Raw genomic sequence first — 15,657 nt, 5'->3', positions numbered from 1 at the left:
ACCGGCCCCTGCTGCCCGACCGGCTCCCGGCGCCCCGCCGGTCATCGGCGCTCCGCCAGTCATCGGGCTCCCGCCGGCCATCGGCGCCCCGCCGGCCATCAGGCCCCCACCGGCCATAGGTACCGCGCCGCCGGGCGGTGCTGTGCCCGGTGCTGTGCCCGGGGCCGGGGGCGGTACCGCGCCGTGTCCGCCGGGGGTCCGCTCGGCGGTCCGCCGCCGCGCGCGCCACCGGGCGAGCGCCTCCTCGCGCAGCGGGAAGGACCGCAGCTGCACCCCGCCCCACACCTCCTCGCCGGTGACCTGGCCCTCGACGCTCGCGCCGAGTCCCAGCGGCACCGCCACGAACTGGCGGACCGTACCCGTCCCGGAGTTGATGCCGTCGAGCCACGGCTGCCGGGGCAGCACCACGTAGTTCTGCGGGGCGCGGGAGAGCCGGTCGCTCCAGGGACGGCCGGAGACCGCGCACACCTTGCCCACCCCGACCTGGAGCGCGGCCGGTTCCGTGGTCCCGGCGAAGCTCAGCCACATCGCCTCGCGCAGGTACACCGGCAGCATCACTCCGCCCCGGGCCAGCCAGGACTCGGGCACGGTGTCCGCGAAGTCCGCCACCCGGCGTACCGGGAACTCACCGAGCCCCGGCGGCAGCGGGTGCGTGCCGGTCTCGGGCAGCCGCAGGGTGCGGACGAACCGCACCGCCACTCCGCCGGGCAGCCGCAGGGTGTTCCCGTCGATCCGTACGCCCGCACCGCTCATCCAGGTCCCCCGTGTCCGCCGTGGCCACCGCGCCGCGCGCGGCGGGGCCGCTGCCGTGCCCTCAGGAAGAACGCCGGCCGGCGGTGTTCCGGTTCCCGCGCCGCCGCGTCGAACGCACCCGGTCCCGCAGCCGGGTCAGCCGCGGCCGGCGCTCGCGCTGCTCCTGGCTGTGCCGGTCCAGTTCCTCCAGCAGCCGGCGCGAGCGGTGCTCGGTGTCCATCTCGTCGATGATGCGGTTGACCTCGGTCAGCACGGCCCCGTGCAACTGCCACTGCCGGGCGTCGCGCTGCACCTCCTCCAGGAGCAGCTGGGCGAGCTTGTCCCGGGTCACCGCCGCCTGGCGCAGCTCGGCGGAGAGCCGTTCCTCCGCCGACTCGGCGTTCTCGCTGACGCTGGTGGTGACCAGGACCGCGAAACTGACCACGGCGTCGCCGATCTCGGAGAGCAGCCGCTCCACCGTGGCGCCGGTCTCCGGCGGGAACAGCGCCTCCGGTTCGCGCTCCTTGGCGAGGTCGGTCAGAGTACGCGCGAGGACCCTCAGGACGACCGTGCAGATCTCCAGCGTGTCCAGCCCCGTGCGCAGCACCACCCGGTGCAGCAGTCCCTCGCGCACCCGCGGGTTGAACCGCAGGCTGTCCTCGGCCTGCCGCAGGTCCTCGTCCACCGCCGAGATGTCGTGGTCGAGGCCGCGTGCCTCGTGCAGCCGCGCCGCCGCCTCGTGGAACGGGGTGTCGCCGGCGGCCTCCTCACCCACCCGCAGCATCAGCTGCCGCAACCGCCGCGCCAGGTTCTCGATCGACGCCCCGGCCTGCTCCACCCAGACCGGGGGTGCGAGGACCAGGTTGAAGCCCAGGCCGACGACGGCGCCGATGAGCGTCTCCACGATCCGGGCCCACGCCAGCGCGCCGTGCGCGGTCACGCCGAGCACCAGCATCGCGCTGATCGCCACCTCGGCCGTGAACTCGTGCGCCCGTACCAGGTGTCCGACGCCCAGCGCCGCCACGATGATCAGGGCCAGGCTCCACCAGCTCAGGCCCACCACCGCGCTGAACACGATGGCGACCAGTACGCCCGCCACCACCGCGTTGACCCGGCGGAAGCTCATCTTCAGGGTGGCGTACAGGGTGACCTGCACGACCAGCAGCGCCGTCAGCGGGGCGGTGAGCGGCGCGGGTTCGGGGCTCAGCCGTACCGCGATCACGTACGCGATCGACGCCGCGGCCGCCGAGCGCAGCGCCTGCACCACGACGGGATCGCGGAGCACCTTTTTCAGCCACCGTGCGAGGGACACCGAGTTCTCACGTACATCCAGCATCCTCGGGTCTGTTCCCCTTCCCCAGGTGCAACGAACGTATCGGAAATGACGTACCGGACATGACGGACCGTAGCCTCAGCAGACACACCCGTATCGCTCCCACGCGCCGTGCGGGGCCGGACGTGTGGTGGCGCGCGTGGGCGGCCGTCCGCCCGGCCCGCTTAGTTCACAGCGTGAATTAAGAGCCGGGGGAAGTCGCGACGGACCCGGCCCGAGAGGTATCTTGCAGGTCGGGCACGGTTCGGGAGGGAGCCACATGGCAGGGCGCAACGGCCGTACGGTACGCGACCTCAGAAGGGCCAACCGGACGGCCGTCCTGCAACGGCTCTACTTCGACGGTCCGCTGAGCCGTTTCGAGCTGGGCCCCGCGACCGGGCTCAGCTCCGGTTCCGTCAGCAACGTCGTGGCCGACCTCGTCGCCGACGGGCTGGTGGAGGAGGCGGGCAGCGTCGACTCCGACGGCGGCCGCCCCCGCACCCTGCTGCGGGTCGCGCCCGGCAGCGGCCACATGATCGGCGTCGACGTGGGCGAGACCCGGGTCCGCGTCGAGCTGTTCGACCTGACCCTCACCGAACTCGCCCGCGCCGAACGGCCCCTCGCCCCGCAGCGCTACGACGTCGACGTCGTCGTCGGCCACATCCGGGACGGCGTCGCCGAGGTGCTCGGTGCCGCGGCCGTCGCCCCCGAGCGGCTGCTGGGCGCCGGCATCGGCGTCCCCGGCATCGTCGAGCACACCGCCGACCGGGGTGCCGTCGTGCACGGCCAGACCATCGGCTGGGACGCCGTCCCGCTGGAGGCGCTGCTGCGCGCCGGTTCCCCGCTGCCCGACACCGTGCCCTACCTGATCGACAACGGCGCCCGCACCCTCGGCCAGGCGGAGATGTGGTTCGGCGCCGGGCGGGGCGCCCGCAACGCCGTCGTGGTGCTCTTCGGCTCCGGCGTCGGCGCCAGCCTCGTCACCCCCGAGGTGGAGCAGGGCCGGGCCGTGGAGTGGGGGCACCTGACCGTGCGGGTCAGGGGACGCCGCTGCCGGTGCGGCGCGCGGGGCTGCCTGGAGGCGTACGCGGGGGCCGAGTCGCTCCTCGCCCGGTGGCGGGAGGAGGGCGGACGGGTCCCGCGGACGACTGCCGCCGACGACGAGGAGACCGCCCTCACCGCGATGCTCGCCGCCGCCCACCCCGCCGGAGGGGAGTCCCCGGACCCGGTCGCGGTGGCCGTCCTGGAGGAGACCGCCGAGTACCTGGGTGCCGGTCTCTCCGACCTGATCAACCTCTTCCAGCCCGAGCGGATCATCGTCGGCGGCTGGGCCGGACTCCAGCTCGGCACCCGCTTCCTGCCCGCCGTACGCCGTCACGCGCGCTCCTACGCGCTGCGCCACCCCGCCGGTAAGGTCACCATCGACCTCGGCAGCCTCGGCCCGGACGCGGTGACGGTCGGCGCCGCGATCCTGCCCCTCGCGGCCTTCTTCACCCGCGGCGGCCGGGCCCCCGACCCCGCCCCGGCGGACCCGTCCCCGGCCTGGCGCACGGCTCTGGAGGAACGGGCGCCGCGCTGAGGGGGGCGCGGGTGCCGCCCCGCGTTTCGCCGGCCGGCGCGGAGGTACCCGGAGTCGCTCGAACGAGACGGTCGCCCGCGGTGCCGGGCGGCGGAAGGAGGCGTCGTGACCGACCACCGTGCCGAAGGACCCGGCGAGAACGGTGCGCCCGTGCCGCGGGACATGCCGGACCAGCAGGCCGACGCGGGGGAGGACCCCTGGGAGGTGGCCCCCGGTCTGGCGGCGCGCGAGAGCGGCGACGGCGCCGACGAGGCCGACGCCGCCGCGGTGGAACAGGCCGGGGCCGCCGACGACGTACCGGACACCGACGAGGCCGGCACCGGCCGTCAGGGCGCCCCGAACGCCGGCACCGTCCACCCCGAACACCCCGTGCCGGACGAGTCGTCCGGCTGAGCATCCCCCCGGGGGGCGTGAGGTCAGCCGACCTTGCGCCCCCGCAGCGGTTCGGTGGCGGTGCCGCCGCCCTCCCGGAATCCCCGCAGGAACTCCGCCAGTACCTCGGTGGCCGTGTGCTCCGGCCGCCAGCCCAGCTCCGTACGGGCCCGCGCGCAGTCCATCAGCGGCAGCCGCAGCACCGCGTCGAACAGGTGCGGCGAGGCGGGCAGCAGCCGCAGCCCCCACGCGGCGGCGACCGCCGAACGCGCCGCGGCCCGGGGCAGCCGTACCCGGCGCGGAGTGCCGACCAGCTCGCCCAGCATCTCCGCGTCGACCGGCGGGCCGGCCGCCAGGTTGAACGGGCCGCGGGCGTCGGCGGAGAGGGCCGCCAGCAGGTAGGCACGGGCCGCGTCGTCGGTGTGCAGCGCCTGCGCCCGCAGTCCCGGGATGTCCGGCAGGAACGGCAGCAGGTCGGGCCGGGCCAGCGGACCGGGCAGGTACTTGCCGCCGAAGATCCGGCGCTGCTCGCTCGCCGACTCCCGCTTGAAGAGGAACGCCGGACGCATCCGTACGACCCGGACGCCGGGGTGGTCCCGTTCGAAGACGTCCAGGACGCGCTCCAGGTAGGCCTTCTCCCGGCAGTACGCGGCGTCCGGCCATCCGTGCGTCGGCCAGGACTCGTCCACCGCGTGGTCCTTCGGGCCCGGCGAGTACGCGCCGACGGAGGAGGCGTGCACCAGCGCCGGCACCCCGGCCGCGGCGACCGCGTCGTAGACCTTGAGGGAGCCGAGCACGTTGGTGCGCCACGTCGTGGCGGGGTCGTGCGTCGGCTGGAACGCCCACGCCAGGTGGACGACCGCGTCGGCCCCCTCGAAGAAGCCGGTCAGATCCGTCTCCTCGGCGGCGAGGTCGACCGCCGCCCACTCCGTCCGCTCCGGCGACCACCGCGGTGTCCGCCGGGCCAGGCCCAGCACCGACGCGACCGCCGGATCCTCCGAGAGGACCCGCACCACGCTGGTGCCCACGTTGCCGGTGGCCCCGGTGACCACGATCCTGCTGCCCGTTGCGCCGCTCACCCTGGGCTCCTCTCGGCCGCTTGTCATGACGGAGGCCACCGAGTACCCGGATCGGAGGGTTCCGGACAGAGGAAAGCCCCGACCGGGACGGGGGGATCACGGTCGGGGCGGATCAAGGGCGGGTACGGATGGCGGTCGCCTCTCGGCGAGGGGCTCCACAGGGCTTCAGCCGAACGATCGTCCCTGTGGGCAATAGGTGAGGCCCGGGGACACTGTCCCATCCGTACCCACGCTCTCTTCAACGGACCCGGCCCTCCGGGTGTTCCGCGCTCTGTGCGGTTTTGGGGTGATGTGCGTCACCGTGTAGGGACGTCACCGTGTAGGGACGTCACCGCGCCGGGGTGTCGGGGAGCGCCGCCGCGGAGCGGTCCTGCTCCGGCCCGTCGTCCGGCATCGTCTCCGCCCAGAGGTTCTCCGCCTGGAGCAGCAGCGTGCCGAGCACCGCGGTGGTCGCGGCGCCCCGCCGGGCGTACTCCCGCAGCTCCTGCTGCAGCCGCTCGTGCAGTTCCTCCATCGCCTCCCGGTCCGGCTGCTCCGGCCCGTGCTCGTCCCCCTTCCGCAGCCGCTCGGCCTCCGCCCGGCAGGCGTCGCCGATCAGCTCCAGCAGCCGCGCGTACAGCCGCAGCACCGGCGCCTCCGGCGACACGGGCGTACGGCGCTCGTCGGCCGTCACCGCCAGCGTCCGGGTCAGCGCCGTCACGTTGCCGACGACGGCGCTCCACCGCCGGTCCTCGTCGTCGGACGGCACGGTCGACGCCGGCGGTACCCGGTGCAGGGCCCGCAGCGGCCCGTAGGTCAGGCGCAGGCTCTCCCGGCTCCACCCGCGGGCGGAGTCGAGCGCGTCGACGCGGTAGCGCAGCCGGGCGGCGGCGCTCGACCAGTCGGTGGCGCTCTGCTCGTCCCACTCCTCGCGCAGGCCCTCGGCGACGGTGTGCAGGACGTCGCCCGTCTCCCGGGCGAGCAGCGCGAGGTTCTCGCGGACGTCCCGCAGGTGGACGGGCGGGAACACCAGCGCGTTCACGGCGACGCCGATGACCGCGCCGAGCGCCGCCTGTCCGAGCCGGTGGGCGACGGCGTACTCCGAGACGGTCCCCGAGGCGAGGATGAACACGGCGGTGGTGGCGGTGTAGACGCCCTGTCCGCCGAAGCGCGGCCAGTTGGCGATCAGCAGCAGCAGCGGCAGGGACACGGCCAGCGCGCCGGTGGTGTCGTCGGTGACGACCTGCGCGCCGGAGGCCAGCAGCGTGCCGACGCAGATGGCGGCGAACTGCTGGGTGGCCTGCCGTACCGAGCTGTAAACGGTGGCCTGCACCAGCACCACCGCCACCCAGGGCGCCATCAGCGCCATGGGGTCCTCCATCCAGACGCCCGCGACGAGCCAGGCGATCAGCCCCGCGCCCGCCGCCTTCAGCGACTGTTTCACCAGGTCGCGATCGCGTCCCGGACCCCGCGCCGCGTTCCGGACGGCCCGGCCCGCGGCGTACACCTCCTGCCGCACCACGTCCGCGACCCGTCCGACCGCGTTGCCCAGACCCATCATGATCCGCCAGGTATCCCCGTGGCCGCCGGTTATCCCACGGAACCACCGTTTCGTCCGAGGGGGCTCTCGGCCAGCCGTCGCAGCAGGTCGGCGGGGTCGTCGTAGACCTCGCCGGCGCCCGCGTCCACCAGGTCGGCACGGGGAACGCCGCCGCACAGCACCCCGACGCACGTCACGCCGGCCCTGCTGCCCGCGGCCATGTCCCACACCGTGTCGCCGACGAAGACGGCCCGCTCGGCAGGGACCCCGGCCAGCTCCAGGGCCTGCTGGACGGGTTCGGGTGAGGGCTTGCCCGCCTCGACGTCGTCGGCGCTCGCGGTCGCGGTGATCGCCTCGTCGGCGTCGAGCGCCCGTCGCAGCGCGCCCAGTTCCGCGCCGCCCGCCGAGGTGGCCAGCACCACCTTCCAGCCGTCCCCGGCCAGTCCGCGCAGCAGGTCGCCCGCGCCCGGCAGCGCCGGCAGCCGGTCGAAGTACTGCGCGTACAGCGTCTTGTGCGCGGCGCTGATGCCGTCGTCCTCGCCGGTGTCCCGGTCCTCGCCCAGCAGGTGGGCGATCAGATCGGTGGACGGCAGGCCCACGGCCCGGTGGACGGCGTGCATGGGCACCTCGTGACCGGCCTGCCGGAACGCCTCCCACCAGGTGACGACATGCAGATGATTGGTGTCGGCGAGTGTGCCGTCCACGTCGAACACGGCCGCGCGCTCCATGCACCGGTCCTTCCCAGAGATGTCGGTTCCGTTCGGTTCCGTCCGGGTACCACGTCAGCCGCCCGTCACGCCGGGGGCGTGCGCCCTTCCCGCGTCCAGGCCAGCAGCTCCTCGCACGACCACGTGGTGACCACCCGCTCCGGCGGTACGCCGCACTCCTCGGCCCGCGCGCACCCGTGGCTCTGCCAGTCCAGCTGGCCGGGGGCATGGGCGTCGGTGTCGACGGAGAACAGCACCCCCGCCGCCACGGCCCGGCGCAGCAGCCGGCGGGGCGGGTCGAGCCGCTCCGGCCTGCTGTTGATCTCCACCGCCGTACCGCTCTCGGCACACGCCGCGAACACCGCGTCCGCGTCGAACTCCGACTCCGGCCGGCCCCGCCCGGTCAGCAGCCGTCCGGTGCAGTGGCCCAGGATGTCCGTGTGCGGGTCGCGGACCGCGGCGACCATGCGGCGGGTCATCGACCGGGCGTCCATCCGCAGCTTGGAGTGGACGGAGACGACGACCACGTCGAGCCGCTCCAGCAGCTCGGGCTCCTGGTCGAGCGAGCCGTCGTCCAGGATGTCGCACTCGATGCCGGTCAGCAGGCGGAACGGCGCCCAGCTCTCGTTGAGCCGCGCCACCACGTCCAACTGCTCCCGCAGCCGCTGCGGGGAGAGGCCGCGGGCCACCGTGAGCCGCGGCGAGTGATCGGTCAGCACCGCCCACTCGTGGCCGAGGGCCGCCGCGGTCCGGCCCATCTCCTCGATCGGGCTGCCGCCGTCGGACCAGTCCGAGTGCAGGTGGCAGTCGCCGCGCAGCAGCGCCCGGAGCCGTTCACCGCCCTCGGCGAGCGGCGCGCCGGCCTCGCCCTCCAGCTTCTCCAGGTACCCGGGGACCTCGCCGGCGAGCGCCTCCCGCACCACCTGGGCCGTCTTCGGGCCGACGCCCTTGAGCGACTCCAGCGCCCCGGAAGACCCGGCCCGCTGCCGCACCTCGTCGGCGGACAGGCCGGCGAGCACCCCGGCCGCCGTGCGGAAGGCGCGGACGCGGTAGGTCGGTGCCTGCGACCGCTCCAGCAGGAAGGCGATCCGTTGCAGCGCCTCGACGGGGTCCATCGCCACCTCCTCGCCCCCAGGGTTCCCCAGCCGGGCGGGGACCGCACGACGGACGACGGCGGCCCCCGGCGCCGCGAGACGGTGCCGGGGGCCACCCGCGCCCCGGGAGCCCCGGTGGCGGGTTCGTCCTACGCTCGGACCATGACCGAAATCGCGAGCCCGTACATCTCCCGGCCGCGCATCCTCGTGCTGGGTGTCCAGCCGGCCACACCGCCGTTCCGGATCGTCGAGATCGACGGACGGGTCGTCGGTGAGGCGAGGACCGTCATCGACGTACTGGAAGCAGCCGCCGCGTACGGCATCACCGTCCACGACCTGGACGACCCCGCGGTGGTCCGCTGGGTCGGCGGGGACAAGTTCACCTGGACGGCCCGCTGACCGCCGGTCACCGGTCGCTCGTGGTGACCGAGACGTGGTCGACCACCAGCCGCTGGGGGAGGACGGTGGAGCCGTCCGGATCGCCGGGCCAGTACCCGCCGACCGCCAGGTTGAGGATCAGGAAGAACGGCTTGTCGAACACCCACTGGTTCCCGCCCACGTCGGCGGGGGTGCGGGTCTGGTAGACGGTGCCGTCCACCGACCAGGTGATCGAGCCCGGGGACCAGTCGACGGCGAAGGTGTGGAAGTCGTCCGCGAAGGCGGCGCCGCCCGGCAGGGTGTGACCCGCGCCGATGCCCGCCGATCCCGAGTAGCCGGGGCCGTGGATCGTGCCGTGCACGGTGGAGGGCTCGAACCCGACGTTCTCCATGACGTCGATCTCGCCCGACTCCGGCCAGCCGACCTGCCCGAGGTCGTCGCCGAGCATCCAGAACGCCGGCCACATGCCCTGGCCGCGCGGCACCTGCATCCGGGCCTCGACATGTCCGTACCGCGCCGTGAACTTTCCGGAGGTGTTCAGCCGGGCCGAGGTGTACTCGCACGTGCCGTACCAGCACGCGTAGCCGGACGGGTTCTCCCGGCGGGCCGTGATCACCAGGTGGCCCTCGCCGTCGAGGGCGGCGTTGGCGTTGCCGGCCGTGTAGTACTGCCGTTCGTGGTTGTCGACGTTGTCGCCGGTCTCGATCTGCCACTTGGCGGAGTCGGCGGCCTGGCCGGCCGGACCGTCGAAGGTGTCGGAGAAGGCGACGGCGGCGGGTGCGGCACCGGGGCCGTCCGCCTGCGCGGGACCGGCCGCGAGGCTGCCGGCCAGCAGCGCGGCGCAGGCGGTGGTGAGGAGACTTCCGCGGAGCACGCGTGGTGGGGTCACGAGGCTCTCCCTTCCGTGCGGCGCCCCGGGACAGGAGCGCCGCGTGAGGTGGGGGGCAAGGGATGACGCCTCGTGATTCAAGTGGGGGGACAAGGGGCCGTCAACACTGTGGTACGGACCATTCCACTTCCCTGACGGTTCGACCGCCGCTCCTTCACGGCCGTCCCCACGTTCGCCCCTGACCCGTCCTCAGGCCCGCGCGCGGCGCGCGTGCACCGCGCGGGCCATCCGCCGGCCGAGGAGCAGGTAACCCACCAGCGCACCCGTGGTGTTGAGGATGACGTCGTCGATGTCGAAGGCCCGCCCCGTGACCATCGACCCCTGCGCGAACTCCACCAGCAGCATCACGACGGCCGTCAGCAGCAGCACCCGCAGCACCCCGCGGGTGCGGGGCGCGACCACCGGTACGAGGACGCCGAACGGCACGCCGAGCAGGATGTTGCCGCCGACCTGTTTCACCGCGTCGCGCAGCGCGGGCTGGTCGAGGTAGGCCCGCAGGGACTCCCCGGGGTGCATGTTGGTGTGGGTCAGCGCCTCGGAGGCGGGCGAGGGGTTGAGGGTGAGCTTGGCCAGGACGACGGCGAAGGCCACCATGAAGACGAAGGCGCAGGCCGTCGCGAGCAGACGCAACGGCCAGGGCACGACGTGCCGTTCACGCGGCGCCTCGGCCGTCCTGGGCCGGGTCCCGGTCTTGGTCCCGGACTTGGTGCCGGTCCCGGTCCCGGTCCCGGTCTTCGTCTCGGTCTTCGCCTCGGTCTTGGCGGCGCGGGGGCGCAGCAGCGAACGCGGCCGTGGGGCGGCGGCGCGGTCCATCGGTTCCTCCGGTTCTGAGCACGGGTCAGGGAGCGGGACGGGGACGGTCGGTACGAGGGGTGAATCAATCCGGGAAGGTGACCCGTACGTGCTCGAAGCCGAGCGAGCGCAGCAGGTTCTCCAGCATCTCCGTGGTGTTGCTCTCGGCCCGGCCGGTCAGCCCGCTCTCCTCGGCGGCGTCCCCGATGTGCCGGACGGCGAGCTTCTGCACGGCCTGCTCCCCGTTGGGATTGTCCGAGAACAGGTCGCCCAGGCGGTCGAGGAGACCGCGCTGCTTGGAGACGGCGTAGGAGCGGTCCGGGTCGAGGGCCGGCTTGCCGAGCGCGGCGTGCGGCAGCCGGATCGTGGCGGACGTACGGTCCTCGTCGACCGTGACGTCGTTCCGGCCGACCTTGCCGAGGTCGACGTAGGCGTCCACCGAGCCCGCGCCGACGTACAGGGTGCGCGAGCCGCGGACCGCGTCGGGCAGGAACTTGGTGTCCTTCTCCAGGTCCACGACGACCTGGAAGTTGCCCGAGGCGGCCTCGTACCGGCTGATGTCCTGGATGGATTCCAGCAGCGCGGGGCCCGTACGGTCGTGCGTCTCGGTGCCGAACAGATCCTTCAGACCCGGGATCAGGGCGAACCGGAGCCCGGCGAACAGCACGACGAGCACGAGCGCGATCGAGCTCAGCACGATGGCCCAGCCGGGTATGCGGCGCGGGCGGCGCGCGATGGGAGTCGTCATGGCGGCGGCCCTCCTTCCTACAGTGCGCATGCCCCCCACTTCCCGTACCAGACAGGTCAGTTGGGGAAGAGCGGGGGAGCGGAGAAGCGCACCGGGCGCGCTCCCCCCGCGACCTGCCGTGACAGGTGGGCGCGGGGGCGGGCGGGCCGCGTGGGTCGCGTGGGTCGCGCGGGCTACGCGGGAGCGGGCGGTGGCGGCGGCCCCGACCGCCCCACCACCTCGTCCAGCGTCGGCCGTGGCGGCAGTACCCGGGCCATGCCGGTGATGCGCAGCACGCGCAGGGTGAGGGGGTGGGCGCAGACCAGGTGCAGCTCACCCCCGCGGTCGAGCACCCGTCGCCTGGCCCGGGAGAGCAGCCGCAGCCCCGAGCAGTCGAAGAACTCGACACCGCTGAGGTCGAGGACGACCCGGGCGCCGGGGCGGCTCGTCGCCCGGTCCAGGAGCGGGGTGATCTCCTCGGCCACGGAGAGGTCGATCTCGCCGCGGAAGCGCAGCACCGTGTGGCCCCGGTCGTCGTGGACGTGCAGATGCCGGGTGAGCGGTGCGGGGTCCTGCCGCACGGTCACATCGCCTCCCGCTTCGCCTGTCCCCGCAAGTGTCCCCCGCCAAGTATCCCCCGTACGGATGAATTTGAGCATGTTCGATTGACATATGTCATCGCTTTCTCATGCCCGCCGTCCACGGGGACGGGGCAGGGGACGGACCCCGGTCAGTCCATGACCAGGACCAGCTTGCCCGTGGTGCGCCCGGTCGCGCCGAGCGCGTGCGCCTCGGGCGCCGCGGCGAGCGGGAAGGTCCGCTCGACCGAGGCCCGCAGCTTCCCGGACTCCACCAGCGCGGCGACCTCCCGCATTCCGCCCCGGTCGGCGTCGACGAGCATCCGCGCCACCCGGACCCCGAGCCGCTCCGCCTCCGCGTACACCTCGTCCGGGCCGACCGGGAGGATCGAGACGACGATGCCGCCCGGACGCAGTACGCGCAGCGAGCGGGTCAGGGTGTCCCGGCCGAGCGTGTCCAGGACGACGTCCACGTCGTTCACGGCCTCCGCGAAGTCCGTCTCCCGGTAGTCCAGCGGCTCGTCCACGCCGATCGACCGCAGGAAGCCGTGCTTGCCGGCGCTCGCCGTGCCGATCACGTGCGCGCCCCGTGCCTTGGCGATCTGCACCGCCACGTGGCCCACGCCGCCGGCCGCCGCGTGCACCAGCACCCGCTGCCCCGGCCGGACGTCCGCCCGCTCCACCAGGGCCTGCCACGCGGTGAGCGACACCAGCGGCAGCGCGCCCGCCTGCACGTGGTCGACCCCCGCCGGCTTGTGCCAGAAGACCCGCGCGGGGGCGGTGACGTACTCGGCGTGCGAGCCGTGGCCGTAGGGGTACGACAGCATCCCGAAGACGTCGTCGCCCGGCGCGAACTCCGCGACGCCGATGCCCACCGCCTCGACCGTGCCGGAGACGTCCCAGCCGAGGACGAACGGCGGTTCGCCCAGAAAGCCGCCGTTCTCGCGGTGCTTCCAGTCGGTGGGGTTGAGGCCGGCGGCGCGCACCCGCACCAGCACCTCGTTGGGACGGGGAGCGGGGCGCTCCACCGCCACGTCCTTGAGGACCTCCGGGCCGCCGAGGGTGTCCTGGCGGATGACTCGCATCGTGTTCACATCGTTCATGGTCACCCAGCCTGCCGCCGCCCGCCCGCCCGGGAAATGGCAAGAACGTCACTCTCCGATAGGATCGTGCCATGCGGCAGTACGACGGACGCCCGGAACGGGTCGTGGTCCTCGCCCTCGACGGCGTCTACCCCTTCGAGCTGGGCATCCCCAGCCGTGTCCTCGGCGCGGCCGACGGCCGGTACGAGGTGCTGACCTGCACCGCCGACGGCCTTCCGGTACGCACCGACGCCGACTTCACCGTCAGCCCGGACCACGGCCCCGAGGTGCTGGCCACGGCCGACACCGTGGTCGTCGCCGCGGTCGCCCCCTCCCGGGTCACCGCGCGCCTCTCCGACGAGGTCGCCGCCGCCCTGGCGCTCGTCCGCCCCACCGCGCGCCTGCTCTCCATCTGCACCGGCGCCTTCGTGCTGGCCGCGGCCGGGTTCCTCGACGGCCGCCGGGCTACCACCCACTGGCAGCTCACCGACGTCTTCCGCCGGATGTTCCCGCGCGTCACCCTCGACCCGGACGTCCTCTTCGTCGCCGACGGCCCCGTCCTCACCTCGGCCGGCGCGGCCTCCGGCGTCGACGTCTGCCTCCATCTGATCCGCGAGGACCACGGCAGCGAAGTGGCCAACGCCGTCGCCCGGCGCTGCGTCGTCCCGCCCTTCCGGGACGGCGGTCAGGCCCAGTACATCGAGCAGCCGGTGCCGCGGACGGGCGCCGCGAGCACGGCCGCCACCCGCGCCTGGGCCCTGGAACACCTCGGCGAACCGCTGACGCTCGCCGCCCTCGCGGAACACGCCGGGATGAGCCTGCGCACCTTCGCGCGCCGCTTCGACGACGAGGTGGGGGTCAGCCCCGGCCGCTGGCTCGTCCAGCAGCGGATCGTCCGCGCCCGGCACCTGCTGGAATCCAGCGACCTGCCGGTCGACCAGATCGCCGGCCGGGTCGGCTTCGCCACGGGCGCCTCGCTGCGCCAGCACCTGCACGCGACGATCGGGGTCTCCCCGCAGGCGTACCGGCGCACGTTCCGCCCGGCCCGCTGACGAGTGCGGGTCGGTCGTCCGGTTTTCTCCGCGCACCCCGGCGGGAGGCGGTGGAGGCGGTACGGGGCGAAAACGCAGGTGGGTATGAGGATGTGGCGACCCGTCGCCCCTCTCGCAGCGTGACGGAATCCTCACTTCCGCGGATGAGCGAGATTGATCTTTTTGGGTTCGGAACAGATAAGCTCCCGAACGGCGCTGCGAGTTGACGCGATCGCGTCGGGGTCGCTCGCGGCGCGTACCCATGGGTGAGGTCCCCTTGCACACCCCACTGTGCACCCCACTTGTGCCTACCCCCACTGTTCGATGGTGTTTCGAAGGATGCAGATGGAACTCGCCACTCCGCCACCGGCGGCGCGGGCCCCTGTCGCCTGGTACAGCTGGTGGCTGATGCCGCTGGGCCTGGGAGGCGGGACGGTTGCCGCCACGTTCATGAGCTCGGAGCGCATAACCGCCGCCGCCGCGGGTGCCGCGGCCACCGCGGTGAGCGTCGTGTGTGTACGTCTCCTCGTCCGCACCAAGGCGCGGCTGCGCGGCGCCGAGGAGGCCCACCGCACCGGGCAGGCCGAGCAGAGCCGGCAGTGGCAGAGCCATGTCGAGGGTCTGGAGCGCAAGACGGCCGCCGAACGGTCGGCCCTCCAGGCGCAGCTCGCCGACCGCGACACCGCCCACGAGGCCCGCCTCACCGAACAGGCGCGCGCCTACGAGGAGCGTCTCAAGGAGCTGACCGGCTCCTACGAGGACCGGATCGCCGAGCAGACCAAGTACTACGAGGACCGGATCGCGGAGCAGGCCGCCGAGTGGCAGGAGCAGCTCGCCCAGCAGTTCGCCGCGGTGTCCCGGCTCGCCGACGAGCAGCTCCCCGACGCCCTCGCGCGGCTGCGCGCCGGTGACGGCATCGACGACCTGCTGCCGACCGTCGACCAGTGCGCGCGGGTGAGCGCGGACCTCCAGGCCGAGCTCCGCAAGGTGCTGCGGACCTCCCTGATGGGCGTGGAGCGCGAGTTCGACCGCTCGACCTCCGCCGAGCAGGCCGTCATCAGTATCGGCAACCGCATCCACGTCCTCACCAGCAAGCTCCGCGGCAGACTGCACGAACTCCAGGGCGAGCACGGCCGGCTGCCGGCCGTCGCCCGCGGCCTGATGGAGCTGGACCAGGCCATCGGCCCCGCCGACTGCCTCGCCGCCAGCATCGGCGTCCTCGGCGGCTCCGACCGGCCCGGCCGCCAGTGGCAGGAACAGCAGCGCCTGCTCAGCGTGGTGCGCGGCGGCATCGGCCGGATCAAGGACTTCCAGCGCATCCAGGTGCACCAGCTCCCCGAACTCGGCGTCGACGGCGGTCTGGTGGACCACCTCACGCTGATCTTCGCCCACCTGCTGGACAACGCCGCGCGCTACTCGCCGCCCACCGAGCCCGTCGTCGTCTCCGGCAAGGAGGTCCCCAACGGCGTCGGCATCGAGATCCAGGACTCCGGCAAGGGACTGAACGAGGAGAAGAAGCGCGAGGCCGAGCACGCCCTCGCGGGCACCGGCGGCGGCGCCGGCATCGGCGGCATCTCCGAGGACGCCAACATCGGCCTGCGCGTCGTCGGCGCCCTCGCCCGCCGCTACGGCATCCGCGTCACCTTCGCCGACTCGCCCTGGCTCGGCACCTCCGTCGTGGTCGTCGTACCGCACAAGTACTTCGGCCCGCTCCCCGCGGCCGTCGCGCCCGCCGCCGGGGCCGGTGCCCCCGCGGCCCCGGCCCGTACGGTCGCGGCGTCGCCCG

14 protein-coding genes and 2 pseudogenes are annotated in these 15,657 nt (G+C 73.8%); 5 read left to right on the top strand and 11 right to left on the bottom strand.

Translation table 11 applies throughout. The features are described from left to right. A pseudogene (locus UW392_RS30550) lies at positions 1 to 753 on the bottom strand (hypothetical protein); the annotation flags it as partial. Between the two features lie 61 nt (positions 754 to 814). After that, positions 815 to 2,068 (bottom strand): FUSC family protein, encoded by a 1,254-nt coding sequence (locus UW392_RS30545; protein WP_320778389.1) that lies wholly within the window; start codon positions 2,066 to 2,068, stop codon positions 815 to 817. Positions 2,069 to 2,324: 256 nt separating this feature from the next. Here UW392_RS30545 and UW392_RS30540 point away from each other — a divergent pair, with 256 nt between their 5' ends. Next, positions 2,325 to 3,623, top strand: a complete 1,299-nt coding sequence (locus UW392_RS30540; RefSeq protein ID WP_320778388.1) for an ROK family transcriptional regulator — start codon at positions 2,325 to 2,327, stop codon at positions 3,621 to 3,623. Positions 3,624 to 3,728: 105 nt separating this feature from the next. After that, a complete protein-coding gene (locus UW392_RS30535; protein ID WP_320778387.1) occupies positions 3,729 to 4,016 on the top strand; it encodes a hypothetical protein in 288 nt (95 codons plus the stop codon). A gap of 23 nt (positions 4,017 to 4,039) precedes the next feature. On the opposite strand, the gene UW392_RS30530 is transcribed toward UW392_RS30535, so the two are convergent. The 4 genes from UW392_RS30530 to UW392_RS30515 all read right to left on the bottom strand — a co-directional run bounded on the left by UW392_RS30530 (position 4,040) and on the right by UW392_RS30515 (position 8,415). Next, positions 4,040 to 5,074 (bottom strand): NAD-dependent epimerase/dehydratase family protein, encoded by a 1,035-nt coding sequence (locus UW392_RS30530; RefSeq protein WP_320778386.1) that lies wholly within the window; start codon positions 5,072 to 5,074, stop codon positions 4,040 to 4,042. A 328-nt stretch (positions 5,075 to 5,402) separates the two neighbouring features. Next, entirely contained in the window at positions 5,403 to 6,614 is a 1,212-nt protein-coding gene (locus tag UW392_RS30525; RefSeq protein ID WP_320778385.1) for an FUSC family protein, read from the bottom strand. A 29-nt stretch (positions 6,615 to 6,643) separates the two neighbouring features. Continuing rightward, a complete protein-coding gene (locus UW392_RS30520) occupies positions 6,644 to 7,321 on the bottom strand; it encodes an HAD family hydrolase (RefSeq protein WP_320778384.1) in 678 nt (225 codons plus the stop codon). A 65-nt stretch (positions 7,322 to 7,386) separates the two neighbouring features. After that, positions 7,387 to 8,415, bottom strand: a complete 1,029-nt coding sequence (locus tag UW392_RS30515) for a PHP domain-containing protein (protein WP_320778383.1) — start codon at positions 8,413 to 8,415, stop codon at positions 7,387 to 7,389. 141 nt (positions 8,416 to 8,556) lie between these two features. Here UW392_RS30515 and UW392_RS30510 point away from each other — a divergent pair, with 141 nt between their 5' ends. Then, a complete protein-coding gene (locus tag UW392_RS30510; RefSeq protein ID WP_320778382.1) occupies positions 8,557 to 8,793 on the top strand; it encodes a hypothetical protein in 237 nt (78 codons plus the stop codon). Between the two features lie 13 nt (positions 8,794 to 8,806). On the opposite strand, the pseudogene UW392_RS30505 reads toward UW392_RS30510, so the two are convergent. The 5 genes and pseudogenes from UW392_RS30505 to UW392_RS30485 all read right to left on the bottom strand — a co-directional run. Continuing rightward, positions 8,807 to 9,661, bottom strand: a pseudogene (locus tag UW392_RS30505) (family 16 glycosylhydrolase); the annotation flags it as partial. A 189-nt stretch (positions 9,662 to 9,850) separates the two neighbouring features. After that, positions 9,851 to 10,474, bottom strand: coding sequence for a VanZ family protein (locus UW392_RS30500; RefSeq protein ID WP_320778381.1), 624 nt, complete (start codon positions 10,472 to 10,474; stop codon positions 9,851 to 9,853). A 64-nt stretch (positions 10,475 to 10,538) separates the two neighbouring features. Then, positions 10,539 to 11,201 carry a DUF4230 domain-containing protein gene (locus UW392_RS30495; protein ID WP_320778380.1) on the bottom strand — a complete coding sequence of 221 codons (663 nt, stop codon included), beginning with the start codon at positions 11,199 to 11,201 and terminating at the stop codon, positions 10,539 to 10,541. A 173-nt stretch (positions 11,202 to 11,374) separates the two neighbouring features. Next, positions 11,375 to 11,761 carry an anti-sigma factor antagonist gene (locus UW392_RS30490; RefSeq protein ID WP_320778390.1) on the bottom strand — a complete coding sequence of 129 codons (387 nt, stop codon included), beginning with the start codon at positions 11,759 to 11,761 and terminating at the stop codon, positions 11,375 to 11,377. Positions 11,762 to 11,910: 149 nt separating this feature from the next. Continuing rightward, positions 11,911 to 12,861 (bottom strand): NADP-dependent oxidoreductase, encoded by a 951-nt coding sequence (locus tag UW392_RS30485; RefSeq protein ID WP_320778379.1) that lies wholly within the window; start codon positions 12,859 to 12,861, stop codon positions 11,911 to 11,913. 71 nt (positions 12,862 to 12,932) lie between these two features. Between UW392_RS30485 and UW392_RS30480 the strand changes: the two genes are divergently transcribed. After that, complete coding sequence (locus UW392_RS30480; protein WP_320778378.1) at positions 12,933 to 13,892, top strand: GlxA family transcriptional regulator; 960 nt, start codon at positions 12,933 to 12,935, stop codon at positions 13,890 to 13,892. Positions 13,893 to 14,216: 324 nt separating this feature from the next. Further along, positions 14,217 to 15,657, top strand: a 1,441-nt coding sequence (locus tag UW392_RS30475; protein WP_320778377.1) for an ATP-binding protein, incomplete at its 3' end; no start/stop codon positions are given.

It is taken from the genome of Streptomyces sp. CRN 30 (genome assembly GCF_034105845.1).
The sequence above is the reverse complement of the archived record's forward strand: the minus strand, read 5'-3'. Positions and strand labels throughout refer to the sequence as shown.

Excerpts from the sequence above, each read along its gene's own strand:
- UW392_RS30545 (WP_320778389.1), bottom strand. The coding sequence starts at position 2,068 with ATGCTGGATGTACGTGAGAACTCGGTGTCCCTCGCACGGTGGCTGAAA.
- UW392_RS30540 (WP_320778388.1), top strand. The coding sequence starts at position 2,325 with ATGGCAGGGCGCAACGGCCGTACGGTACGCGACCTCAGAAGGGCCAAC.
- UW392_RS30525 (WP_320778385.1), bottom strand. The coding sequence starts at position 6,614 with ATGATGGGTCTGGGCAACGCGGTCGGACGGGTCGCGGACGTGGTGCGG.
- UW392_RS30520 (WP_320778384.1), bottom strand. The coding sequence starts at position 7,321 with ATGGAGCGCGCGGCCGTGTTCGACGTGGACGGCACACTCGCCGACACC.
- UW392_RS30515 (WP_320778383.1), bottom strand. The coding sequence starts at position 8,415 with ATGGACCCCGTCGAGGCGCTGCAACGGATCGCCTTCCTGCTGGAGCGG.
- UW392_RS30510 (WP_320778382.1), top strand. The coding sequence starts at position 8,557 with ATGACCGAAATCGCGAGCCCGTACATCTCCCGGCCGCGCATCCTCGTG.
- UW392_RS30500 (WP_320778381.1), bottom strand. The coding sequence starts at position 10,474 with ATGGACCGCGCCGCCGCCCCACGGCCGCGTTCGCTGCTGCGCCCCCGC.
- UW392_RS30495 (WP_320778380.1), bottom strand. The coding sequence starts at position 11,201 with ATGACGACTCCCATCGCGCGCCGCCCGCGCCGCATACCCGGCTGGGCC.
- UW392_RS30485 (WP_320778379.1), bottom strand. The coding sequence starts at position 12,861 with ATGAACGATGTGAACACGATGCGAGTCATCCGCCAGGACACCCTCGGC.
- UW392_RS30480 (WP_320778378.1), top strand. The coding sequence starts at position 12,933 with ATGCGGCAGTACGACGGACGCCCGGAACGGGTCGTGGTCCTCGCCCTC.